The sequence below is a fragment of the Niabella aquatica genome (assembly GCF_054779315.1).
In genome coordinates this window covers 170325-182959 of sequence record NZ_BAAGYM010000006.1, presented here as the reverse complement: position 1 = coordinate 182959, position 12635 = coordinate 170325, and the positions used below count along the sequence as shown (strand labels likewise).

The window sequence follows — 12635 nt, the reverse complement described above, 5'->3', positions numbered from 1 at the left end:
GTTTCCGATTTCGTGAGTCTGTATATAAATAACGGAACCGAAAGAATAATGATATGCTTGTATGAATAAGGGAAGATTGCGCCTGCTTTTTAAAAAATATATTCAAAAGGACATTTCTGATACAGAAAGAAGTGAGTTTTTTCATTTAGTTCATCAACCGATGGCTGATAAAATACTACGTGAATTCAGCCGCGAGTTTGATATTCCGGATAGGTTATGGGAAAGATTGCCTGAAGATGCTACGAAAAAAATTTTACAGTCAATTTTTAAGAATCAATCCCCAAATAATAAGCTCACCGTAGTGGAGAACGCTGATAAGGAAAATGTGAAAGTGGTGAAATGGTGGAAAACGATGGCTGCAGCTGTTGCAGTTTTGTTAGTAATCGTTGGAGCTGGATATTATTATTCTGGAGCTTATATTAAGAACAAGGCCAGTGCGATTGCTAAGGAAAATAGGGTGATAAAAGATGCTCCGCCCGGTAAAACAGGGGCCATACTCACGTTATCAAACGGTGAGTCATTTTTGCTGGATACGATACAGAATGCTACATTAAAGCCGGGTATTGTAAAGTCAGATAGTGTTTTGGAGTTAAATGGTGCCAATGAACTGAACGCAATGGTTGAAACCCCTATGGCCCGGCAGCAGACTTTACTGTTAAGTGATGGTACCCGGGTCTGGCTGAATGCAGGCTCTTCAATAAAATTCCCTCTGGCATTTAAACATGAAAGAAAAGTAGAAATTACAGGAGAAGCATTTTTTGAAGTAAGCCATGATGCCAGGCGTCCTTTTATTGTCAAAACAGGCAAAGAAGAAATTGTGGATTTAGGTACCCGCTTTAATGTGAATGCATACAAAGATGAGATGGGGGTAACTACCACACTGGTAGAAGGCCGTGTTCAGATAAACAACCATATTTTAAAACCCGGAGACCAGCATATTAATAATAGAATAAGTAAAGTAGATGTAAACGCTGTGATCGCGTGGGTATCTGGCTATTTTTATTTTGACCACACTGATTTAAAATCGGTGATGCGCCAGATATCAAGATGGTATAACGTTTCCGTTGAGTATCAGGGAAATATTCCTGTACAGTATTTTGACGGAGAGATCCAGCAAAGTCTCAATTTATCACAGGTTCTGGAATTATTAAATGCCACTGGCATTCACTATACTTTAGATGGCAAACGATTGACCATCCGGCCATAAAAAGAACCAGGTCGCAACTGACGATCGGGACCTGGTTTGCCATTTGAATTAAAGCAATTCCTTTTTTAAGGAACTAATGATGATTTGTTTAACCCAAACATTGCAAAAATATGCAAAAAAAACTTTTATTAAGAGCCAAACTACAAACTGTTTTAACTATGAAGCTGGTTGGTGTTTTATTGTTTGCCGCAAGTCTGCAGGTTAGTGCAGCTGCTAAATCACAAAGAATAAGTATTTCCGCAACAGGTACTAGTTTAAAAGAAGTCTTTAATAGTATAAAGAGGCAAAGCGGCTACGTGTTCTTTTATAAACACGGCACCTTACAAAATACAAAACAGTTGGATCTGCGCGTTAAAAATGCGGGAATTAATGAAGTTTTGGATTTATGCCTTAAAGACCAGCAACTGTCCTACCGGATTATCGACAAAACAGTTTTAATAGAGCCCTTAAGAAATCAAAAGTCCGTTGGAGTACCTGAACCAACATCTATACCTCTTATAAAAGAAAATTTAGTTCGCACTATAAGAGGGCGTGTAACAGATTCTACCGGAACTGCGATTGATGGCGTTTCTGTTACGGTCAAGGGCACTTCAAAAGGAACCGTAACCAACAAAAATGGTGAATACCAGATCGAGGTTGAGAAGGGAGAGGTCTTACAGTTTAGCTACGTGGGATATGAAGTACAGGAGGTGGTTATTGGGAACAAGTCAGAGATCAATATTCAATTAGAAGTAAAGAAAACGAGCCTGGTAGACGTTGTTGTAGTTGGTTATGGTACGCAAAAGAAAGCAGATGTAACAGGCTCCATCGCTACTGTTAGCGAAGAGGCGATCAGGTCCGTACCAGTGAGTAACTTAGTCAGCGCGCTCCAAAGCCAGGCTCCTGGTCTCGACATTCAAAAAGCTGGCGGAAAAAGCAGCCCGGGTGCAACGCCGTCTATCTCTATCAGAGGCCAGCGTTCTTTAGCTGCCGGTGCCACAGACGATGTGTTGTACGTAGTGGATGGTATACCTTTTAATGGCACGTATATCAATGATCTTAACCCGGATGACGTTACTTCCGTGAATATACTGAAAGACGCTTCTGCTACCGCTATATATGGATCGAGAGGTGCGAACGGCGTTATTCTGATCACTACTAAAAGAGGTAAAACCGGTGCCCCGGCCATCACTTATAGCGGATATGCCGGCGAAGTAAAAGTATTAGGTTATTATGATGTAATGGATCCGAAGACCTTTGAAACCTATAAAAAATGGGGAGTTTATAACGCGAATAATCCGAATACAATTGGTGCGCCCAACCCTTACAATGGTATAGATGATCCTAAGTTCTACACGGATGGTGTTACTTTTCTGCCTGATGAATTAGAAGGAATCAAAAACGGAACTTTTACTGACTGGCAAAAACTGATCTTTAAAAATGGCCTGCAAACCAATCATCAATTGAGCGTTTCTGGTGGTACACAAACGACCAAATACGCGATCTCTGCCGGTTTTTTTGACGAAACCGGGGTTTTCCCGGGGCAGTCATTTAAACGTTATTCGTTCAAGGTAAGTATAGACCAGCAATTAGGGAAAATATTTAAAATCGGGGTGAGTTCACTGAATACGGTCAGCAAGATCAACGGTGAAAGCATCAATCCGATCGCACAAGCACTAACCACCAGCCCGCTGACCGTTCCTTACGATGCCGACGGTAATCTTATTCCTTTTCCTAACGGCGGCTCGTTAATCTATAATCCCCTGGCTAACCTTGTACCAGGCGCAGTTGTTCAAAAACGTTCCCGTTACAATACTTTTACCACCGCTTATGTTGAAGCGCAGTTAACTCCGCATTTAAAATATCGTTTCAATGGCGGTATTGAATTAACGCCTGAAACTTACGGCGATTTTTATGGAAGCGCAACCTACCAAAATTTAAGCGGGCCTTCTACTGCGCGAAACACCAATTATGAGTTCTATGACTACACGCTTGAGAACCTTTTAATATACGAAAATACTTTTGCTCAAAAGCATCACTTAACGGCAACTGGCCTATTTAGCTATCAGGAAGATTATAAGGCATCAACGACTTTCAACTACAATAATATTTTAGCGGATTATATTCAATATTTTAACCCTGCGTTAGGCGCTAATCTTAGAGGTTCCGGCACGTATTCTATGTTTAACATTGTGTCTTTTATGGGACGTGTTAATTATGATTTTATGAGCAAATACCTGGTGACGCTGACTATGAGATCAGACGGCTCTTCTACATTAGCGCCTGGAAATAAATACCATCTTTTCCCATCAGCGGCTATCGGCTGGAATATCGCAGAGGAAAATTTCATGAAAAATATCCCATTGATATCAAACCTGAAACTGCGGGCTAGTTATGGAACTGTAGGAAATGCTGCAGTAGACCCCTATCAAACGCTGGGAGGGCTGGCCTTGATTAATTATAACTACGGAGGTACAAATGTAACAGGAACTTATCCCAATAATGTACCAAATCCAAAGCTTGGCTGGGAATATACCTCTACCGTTAATTTAGGTTTGGATTTTGGGTTACTTAACAACCGTATTTCCGGTTCAGTAGATGTTTATCGGCAACATACCACCGATCTGATCCTGCCCCAGAATTTACCGATCACTACCGGCTACACTTCCCAGTTTTTCGCGAATGTTGGACAAACAGAAAATCGTGGACTGGAAATTAACGTTAACTCCGTTAATATCAAGGCGAAGGACCGGAAAGGCTTCGGTTGGACAACCAATTTCAACATTACCTTTAACCGAAATAAGATATTAGCGCTGCAAGATGGTGTAACGCAGGACATTGGCAGTAACCGTTTCGTAGGTGCTCCGATCAACTCGCTTTACAACTATGTAAGGCTGGGTATCTGGCAAAATACTCCCGAAGATTCTGCCCTGGCCAAAAAGTACCAACTCAGCTTAACGGGGACAGGGTCGGTTATAGGTACGATCAAAGTTGCTGACCATAATGGCGATGATGTGATCAATTCAAATGACCGAATCATCGTGGGTAACCGCCAGCCGAAGTTTTTGGGCGGGTTTACAAATCGGTTCAGCTACCGTGGAATCGATTTGGCAGTGGTGGGCACTTACCGTGTAGGCGGTACGCAAATAGCTTCCTGGCTCCAACCGGGCAGCACCGTCAATGGACTAACCGCTAAGCCGAACAATTTGAATATTAATTATTGGACACCGTTCAATCATGAAAACACCTATCCGAAACCCATTTTTGGCTCCAACACACCGACCTATGGTGATTTGCTGGGATATTATAGTGCTACCTATCTGAAAATCCGGACGATCAGCTTAGGTTACACTGTTCCGCAAAGGATCGCCGACAAAATCACTGCTAAATCCCTGCGCTTCTACGCCACACTTAATGATGCGATTATTCTTTTTTCGCCGTTACACAATCGCTTCCCTGGAGCTGACCCTGAATCGGCAGGTACGCTTGGTGTGGATACACCGCCAACCAAGTCGATTTTATTTGGATTGAATGTTTCATTTTAATTTATAAGAGTATGAGATATAACATAAATAAACTTATTGCACTTTCTATCATCATATTGGTGAGCATAAGCTGTAAAAAGCAACTAATCGAAGATCCCCATTCTTTATTAATCCCACAGTATTTCAGTACCGCGCAAGGTTTTAAGTCAGGGCTGGATGCAGCCTACGCTGGAAACCGCAACATTTGGGGTACCGAAAATTTCATGACTATGACCGTACCCGGCACAGATGAATTCCAGTCCGGTGGTGGCGGCAACAAAGATTTTAATATCTATTCCACCAGCTTCGATGCCAGGAGTGGCTGGGTTTCGGGCATTTGGAATGCCTGTTATACCTTTATCAATAATTGCAACGGTGTTATCGACAACGGATCAACAGTTAGTGGGATTGATGCCGCGACAATACAAAAGAGTATTGCGGAGGCTAAGTTCCTGCGTGCCAATTTTTATTTTATTTTGGTACGTTTCTGGGGCCCGGTTACACTGAACAAAAACTTTATTACCGAACCCTCCACAAGTGCCTCCCGTGCGCCGATCGCCGATGTCTACAATTTTATTATTCAGGATCTTAAAGATGCCGTTGCCGGCTTGCCTCCAAGCCCGGTGCAGAACGGTGTGTTGCCAGGTAAAGCTACAGCGGCTGCCGCAAAACACTTGCTGGCAAAAGTTTATCTGACCAGGGCTTATTCTTCCGCTAAACAACCTGATGATTTTCAAAATGCCTACAATACAGCCAAAGGGCTTATCGAGGGCAGTGCTGGCTTAGGATTGGGTCTACTGCCTGATTTTGCCTCGGTATATGCAGAGGGAAATGAGGCAAACAAAGAAGTGCTCTGGAGTGTACAGCACACCTCCAACCTGACCTACAATAATAATAACAACGAGTTGAACTATCATTACGTCATGGGCTATGAAAATTTTCCGGGATTAGTTCGATCCATGGCTTACGGCCGTCCGTTTGCACGCGTTCAACCAACCAGCTGGATGAGTGATACTTGTTTTGCGGATAAAACCAACGATACCAGATATTTTAAAACCTTTCAATCGGTTTGGTTATCTAATTCTGCTGCCAAAATCCCTAAGGACAACAACGGCGTGCCTAAATATGCACTGGGCGACACAGCGATTTATATGCCTGGCGTTGATGTTAGTGATGCCAAAATTAATTCCAGCCGCTATCTTTTGCTGCCACCCCGGAAATACACCTTGCAATTATTCCCGACGATGCTCAAATACCAGGACACTAAAAGGGCAGGTATTAATGACCCGTCGATACGCCCCATCATTGCTTACCGGCTTGCAGAAACCTATCTGCTGGCCGCGGAGGCCGCAATTAATTTAAGCGATAATCTTAACGCGGCGAAATATATCAACGCAGTACGTGAAAGGGCCGCCTATCCCACCGGAAATGCCGCAGCTATGGACATCGCGCCTGCCAATGTAACACTCGATTATATTCTGGATGAACGGGCCCGTGAATTAGCCGGTGAGCAAACACGCTGGCTGGATCTGGTCAGAACAAATAAGTTGTTGGAAAGAGTGAGACTACACAATCCGGATGCTTCGGTGAATATCAAGGATATACATACCTTGAGGCCTATCCCACAAAGTCAAATAGATCGAATTATCACTGGCGATAAATATCCTCAAAACCCTGGTTACTAAATAACAGGTGCACATCCGGGTTCAGGCCCGGGTGTCATTAACATATCTCTATGGTGATAAATTATAAAAAACATTTTTTTTCATTCTTGTTATCCGGTGTGGTGCTGATCGGTTGCACCGTACAGCGCAACTTAAATAAGCCTTTCTTCTTTATTCAGATGCGGGATCCTCAGTTTGGTTTTTTTACCGCAGACAAAGACTTCGCAAAGGAAACGGACAATTTCGGGATGGCTATTGCCACGGCCAACCGGCTGCATCCTGCTTTTTTAATTGTTACCGGAGATCTGATTAATCATCCCGGAGATCCGGTACTACTGGCCGGGTATCAAGGTATCGCAGCCAGACCTGATTCTGCCATAAAATTGTATAATATACCCGGCAATCATGACATAACCAATCACCCTGCACCGGCCACACTGGACGCTTATCGCAAACGCTTTGGCCCGGACTATTATATATTCCGGCAGGGGAAGTTATTTGATATCGTTTTAAATTCCACGCTTAATGCCGATCCGTCCGGGGCAACCGATGCTGCAGCAGGGCAGGATAAATGGTTATTAAAGGCCCTGCAGCAAGCGAAAGCTTCAGGATGCAAGCATATTGTTGTATTTCAGCACCACCCGTGGTTCTTAAAAGACCCGGGCGAAAAGGACGGATATTATAATATAACCATTAAGCGACATAAAAAATACCTGCAGTTATTAAGTGACTATGGGGTGAGTTATATCTTCGCGGAGTATTTGTATTATAGCTCTTTCGGAAAGTTTGGCAGCACCGGATCAATAGGGCGTCCGTTGGGTAAAGATCCCTCGGGCTTCCGTATGGTTATAGCAGGTGCTGATCATATCGAATATCAGTACTATAGCCTGGATTCTATCCCAAGCGAGGTTAAATCTTAATATAAAAAAGACAATAATGTTATGAAGAAACGAAGAGATTTTATAAAAAAAATGGCGATTACATCAGCCGGAGTTATGGCAGGGAACAGCCTGTTGGGCATGAGCGCCAAAAGCTACCGCAATATTATTGGCGCCAACGAACGGATCCATATAGCCATCCTCGGATTAAATGGCCGCGGTACCAGCATGGCAGGCACCTTTGCGCGGCAAAAAGATGCAGAGATACTTACACTTTGCGATGTTGATACGCGTGTATTTACCAAAGCCCTAAAAGCTGTTGCAGGTCATCAGCAAATAAAAACCCCAAAAACCGAAGGCGATTGTCGCAAGGTGATGCAGGACAAAAATATTGACGCTATCTACATTGCCACGCCCGATCACTGGCATACGCCCCTTACCATTATGGGTTGTCAGGCTGGTAAGCATGTATATGTTGAGAAGCCACTAAGCCATAACCCGCATGAGGGTGAACTGGCTATTGCTGCTGCCAGGAAATATAACCGGGTAGTGCAAATGGGTGCGCAACGCCGTTCGGCACCTATACTGACCGAGGGTATACAGCAGTTGCACGAAGGTATTATTGGCAGGGTTTACTATGCTAAAACCTGGTATACTAACGATCGTAAACCCACTTTCCTGAAACCCAGCACCGCCCCCGCAGAACTTAACTACGACCTGTGGCAAGGCCCTGCGCCACGCCTGGCTTACCAGGATGGGCTGATCCATTATAACTGGCATTGGTTCTGGCATTGGGGCACCGGCGAGGCGTTGAACAATGGTACGCACGAGGTTGACGTGGCCCGCTGGGGATTGGGCGTAGATTATCCTCTAAAAGTAACCTCCTCGGGTGGCCGTTATGCGTTTAATGATGATTGGCAAACACCGGATACTCAGGTAGTGACGCTGGAATATCCCGACCGCAAAATGATTATGTGGGAGAGCAGCAGCGTTAATGGCCGTAAAATCGAAGGCGAAGAACGCGGGATCATTTTTTATGGCGAAAACGGAAGCCTAAGCACCGGGACCGATGCCTACAAAGTGTTTGATTTGAAAGGCAAACTGGTAAAAGAGGTTGGCGCAAAAACAAAAGAAGAAGCTTTTGCAGGACGCAATACTGCCAGTGTGAGCCTGAGTTTGGATAGCCTGCACGTAGCCGATTTTTTGGATGCGATACGCAATAACCGTAAGCCAAATTGCGATGTGGAAACCGGGCATAAAAGCATCATAGGCATGCAGCTAAGCAATATTGCCTGGCGCGTGGGCCGCGAATTGCGTCTTGATCCAAAGAACGGCCATATCCTGAACGATCCGGAAGCGCAAAAGCTATGGCAACGCAGCTACGAGCCGGGATGGGAACCTAAAGTTTAATAGCAACTATCAATATAATCTGTATAACTATCAATTTCAAAATATGATACATTCTCTCAAAAAAGGATTACTGACCATGGGTTTGATAGGAGGCCTGGTCTGCAGCCAGGCATTCGCCCAAAAGCAGCTCTTCCCGGAAGCACCAGGTATAGTTTCATACACTTACAGAACCCAGTTTGCCAAAGATGTACCCGGCACACTGGATATGATAAAAGGTAACAAGATAACCGATGTCGAATTTTCGAGCCTGTTTAAACAAACCCCTGAAGATTTGCGCAAAATGTGCGATGCCAGGGGGCTCAAATGTTCGTCATACGGAGTAAGTTATGATGATTTGGTCGGTAAAACTGACGAGGTAGGCCGAACTGCCAAAACATTAGGTGCAAGCTATGTCAGAATAGCATCCATTCCTCATAAAGCCCCTTTTACGCTGGATGATGCCAAAAAGGCCGTCGCAGATTTTAACAAGTATGGTAAATTGCTGAAGGACAATTATGGCCTTACTTTCATTTATCATAATCACGGTTTTGAGTTTCAGCCTTATGAAGACGGAACCTTGTATGATTACCTGCTGAAAAATACGGATCCTAAATATGTAAGTATGGAACTCGATATCCTGTGGGCATTTTTACCAGGACAGGACCCGGCAGCTTTGCTGGCTAAATACGGTAGCCGCTACAAAGCCCTGCACATGAAAGACTTGAAAAAAGGTGTAGAACGTGGCAGCCTTTCAGGAGGTACCGCGAAGGATAACGATGTGATTTTAGGCACCGGCCAAATTGATATCCCGGCGATAATAAAAGCTGCACGTAAAGCCGGAGTAAAACATTATTACATTGAAGATGAAAGCAGTTTATCGGTTACGCAAGTGCCCGAAAGCATAAAATACCTGAATAGCTTAAAGAAAGACTAAAACAGCGTTCTTAGTTTCCATTTCGTTGCGTTGTTAAAAGTTTACACAAATAGCCTGGATAGATCTCCTTTCAATAAAACGGTAACCATTAGGCGTTTGGGTGTATACCGTCTGTTTTATTCGCGTTCAATTTATTCTGGATCAGGGATTTTTATCTATTCGTTTAATTACCTCGTTTACCTGGTCACGACAGCCTGCTGCTCCTTCCGGTTCATAGAATGCTTTAGGATGGCGGGTAAATAAATAGGGTTCATAACAGGGTAAAATGGTCATCATTAAAAGCTTGCTGCTCCAAAGTACCCGCATAATAAGGGGTATTCAAAAACTTACGCAAAGTCGGCATTTTACAATGATGTAATTAAAAAAACATCTTGTAAACTGTTTTAATACGATAACAAGGCGGTTTAGATGCCCGGAATCGGTTGCCCGTTAGTAAATAAAGAGAAAGCCTTATACCTGCTTACTCTCTGTATAATGAATTGAAATATTCGATGGGCGACATTTTAGAATACTTTTGAAAATTTCGCCTGCAGTTCAGGTATTTCAGGTGGATGCCAATATCGGGCCATGGCAAGAGAGAAGCAGCCGACCTGGCAGAAGAGCCCACCCTCCGCTATAAGGATTAAATAATACTTAAAAAAGTGTGGATTTAGCAGTAAAGAATTTTCGTCATCCAGATGAGGCGAAAGAGAAGATAAAAAGCTCATTGCTTCAGGGGTAAGTCAACCTGGATCGGTTCTTGTTTTATTCCTTAGTCAAAATCTTTATTTTTTTATTATTGCTGGCCGTTTCTTTTCCCCATTGAGCGATAGATCTAAGCAAGGGAACAAGTGTTCTGCCAAAGTCTGTCAGTTCATAGTCCACCTTCAACGGAGGTTTGCTGGTATGGACGGTACGTTTAACCAGACCGTCCTCTTCCAGTTCTTTTAGCTGCAGGGATATTGTTCGCTCAGTTACCATTGGAAGTTCTTTTCTCAATTCACTGTATCGTTTTTTTTTAATTAGGTGAATAAGAATTACCGCCTTCCATTTGCCGCCTATATACTTCATTGTCAGGCTGGTACTACATGGATATTGTTTGTTGTCTATACAATACATCGGCTACTATCATTTTTGACCGTTATTGTAAAGATACAGGACTATATTTATGTTTGTAACAGGAAAAAGTATAGTATAATTAACAATTATAGAAAATGAAAGCAATTATTTTAAACGAAACCGGAGGGGCGGACCAATTAACACTCTCAGCATTGCCCTTACCGGAAATCAAAGAAAACGAAGTCCTTATAAAAGTAAAGGCAATCAGTATCAACCCTGTGGACTACAAGACCCGCACGAGCCAATCGATGGTTCAGAATTTCTATGGCGGAAGATACCCGGTTGTTCTGGGCTGGGATGTATCAGGTGTGGTGGAACAGTCCAACTCTGGTAAGTTTAAGATTGGCGATGAGGTTTTTGGCATGATCAACTTTCCCGGTAACGGAAGTGCTTATGCCGAATATGTAGCCGCGTCTGACCAGCATATTGCACTTAAACCCCAAAATATATCGCACGAGGATGCGGCGGCTGCTACGCTTGCGGCACTGACTGCCTGGCAGGTGCTGGTTGCTTACGGTGGACTGACCCGGGGGCAGAAAGTGCTTGTACACGCGGCTTCGGGTGGAGTGGGGCATTATGCTACACAGATCGCAAAGGCGCTTGGTGCTTATGTCATAGGCACCTCATCGGCAAAAAACAGGGACTTTGTACTTGCCAATGGAGCTGATGAGCACATTGACTACGTCAAAGAAGATTTAGTAAAAGCAGTGGCTGATGTTGACTTGATACTGGACACAATAGGTGGTCAAAATGCACTTAAATCGGTTCGGGTTGCCAAGGAAGGAGGAAAGGTCATCTGCATCACTAACGGTAATTTTCCGCAGGAATACCTGGATGAAGCCGCCGGAAAAAATGTAGCGCTTTTCTTTATCCTTGTTAAATCTTCTGCTACGGATATGGAAATCATTGCCGAAATGCTGGAAAAGGGTACGCTTAAATCACACATATCTGAAATTTTCCCGTTTGAAGAAATGCCAAATGCCCACAAAGCCCTTGAAACGGGAAGAACGGTAGGCAAGATTGTTATTACGCCGTAAATTAATAACGAACAGAAATATAATATAAGGGGTAGCGTTTGGCATGTAAGCTAAAGCGCTGCCTTTTAGTTGAATCGATGGAGACAGGATCCATTAATTAAAGGCTGCCCTGAACGCAGAAGGAGTTATATCTGTTTTATTCTTGAACAGCTTACTAAAACCCTGAGGGTGTTCAAATCCAAGCTCGAAAGCTATTTCGTTAATGGAAAGCTTTGTGGTGGATAATTTTTCCTTTGCCAGCTCGATTATTTTATTGTGAATATGCTGTTGCGTAGTTTCTCCGGTTAATGTCTTTAAAAGCCCGCTGAGGTAACTCGGGGAAATACATAAGGTTTCTGAAACAAATTGTACAGTATGAATACCTTTTTCCACTATATCGTGACGCATATAGTCATTCAGGAGTTTCTCCATACGCCCTAAGATCTCGTGATTGGTTACATTTCTCGTGATAAATTGTCTTTGATAAAACCGTTCTGAATAATTCAGGAGTGTTTCTATATGCGATATGATAATGCTCTGGCTGAATTTATCCAGGTTAACCTGGCACTCCTGCCCGATATTGCTGATGATATTGTTCAACGTATCTTCTTCTCTTTCAGAAAGAAAAAGAGCTTCATTTGTGTTGTAATCAAAAAAATCATGTTGCTTAATGGTAGAAGCCAGGTGACTGTTCCAAAGAAAATCGGGCTGTATTAATAATAACCATCCGGTATGCTGTGGTGGAATATCCCGGCTGTGCTGAATGCTGAAAAGTTGTTTCGGCGCTAAAAAAAACAGGACACCCGAATCAAAGTCGTATTGCTGTTGACCATATCTTATTTTCGTACGTTTTAGCGAGATGGAGTAAAAATCAAGAATAAAACTATCAGACCCTCCATTTGTACGGGGTTGTATTTTGCTGTAGTCCACAACGCTGATCATGGGG

At 43.2% G+C, this 12635-nt stretch carries 10 protein-coding genes; 7 read left to right on the top strand and 3 right to left on the bottom strand.

All coding sequences use genetic code 11. The features are described 5' to 3' along the window. The first annotated feature begins 61 nt into the window (after positions 1–61). The 6 genes from ACYVBM_RS06580 (at position 62) to ACYVBM_RS06555 (ending at position 9575) form a co-directional block, all read left to right on the top strand. Positions 62–1207 (top strand): FecR family protein, encoded by a 1146-nt coding sequence (locus tag ACYVBM_RS06580; RefSeq protein WP_460684836.1) that lies wholly within the window; start codon positions 62–64, stop codon positions 1205–1207. A gap of 110 nt (positions 1208–1317) precedes the next feature. After that, on the top strand, positions 1318–4731 hold the full coding sequence (locus ACYVBM_RS06575; protein ID WP_460684835.1) for a TonB-dependent receptor: 3414 nt from the start codon (positions 1318–1320) through the stop codon (positions 4729–4731). A 59-nt stretch (positions 4732–4790) separates the two neighbouring features. Next, positions 4791–6395: a RagB/SusD family nutrient uptake outer membrane protein gene (locus tag ACYVBM_RS06570; RefSeq protein WP_460684886.1), complete on the top strand. Its 1605-nt coding sequence runs from the start codon at positions 4791–4793 to the stop codon at positions 6393–6395. Between the two features lie 50 nt (positions 6396–6445). Beyond that, complete coding sequence (locus ACYVBM_RS06565; RefSeq protein ID WP_460684834.1) at positions 6446–7294, top strand: metallophosphoesterase; 849 nt, start codon at positions 6446–6448, stop codon at positions 7292–7294. A 21-nt stretch (positions 7295–7315) separates the two neighbouring features. Next, entirely contained in the window at positions 7316–8662 is a 1347-nt protein-coding gene (locus ACYVBM_RS06560; RefSeq protein WP_460684833.1) for a Gfo/Idh/MocA family protein, read from the top strand. Positions 8663–8705: 43 nt separating this feature from the next. Further along, positions 8706–9575, top strand: coding sequence for a sugar phosphate isomerase/epimerase family protein (locus ACYVBM_RS06555; protein ID WP_460684832.1), 870 nt, complete (start codon positions 8706–8708; stop codon positions 9573–9575). Between the two features lie 141 nt (positions 9576–9716). On the opposite strand, the gene ACYVBM_RS06550 is transcribed toward ACYVBM_RS06555, so the two are convergent. Continuing rightward, on the bottom strand, positions 9717–9881 hold the full coding sequence (locus tag ACYVBM_RS06550) for a hypothetical protein (RefSeq protein ID WP_460684831.1): 165 nt from the start codon (positions 9879–9881) through the stop codon (positions 9717–9719). Between the two features lie 438 nt (positions 9882–10319). After that, on the bottom strand, positions 10320–10625 hold the full coding sequence (locus ACYVBM_RS06545) for a winged helix-turn-helix transcriptional regulator (protein ID WP_460684830.1): 306 nt from the start codon (positions 10623–10625) through the stop codon (positions 10320–10322). A gap of 143 nt (positions 10626–10768) precedes the next feature. Between ACYVBM_RS06545 and ACYVBM_RS06540 the strand changes: the two genes are divergently transcribed. Then, complete coding sequence (locus ACYVBM_RS06540; RefSeq protein WP_460684829.1) at positions 10769–11710, top strand: NADP-dependent oxidoreductase; 942 nt, start codon at positions 10769–10771, stop codon at positions 11708–11710. Between the two features lie 93 nt (positions 11711–11803). Here the strand turns inward: ACYVBM_RS06540 and ACYVBM_RS06535 are convergent, their stop codons facing one another. Next, positions 11804–12631 (bottom strand): helix-turn-helix domain-containing protein, encoded by an 828-nt coding sequence (locus ACYVBM_RS06535; protein WP_460684828.1) that lies wholly within the window; start codon positions 12629–12631, stop codon positions 11804–11806. Positions 12632–12635: the final 4 nt, after the last annotated feature.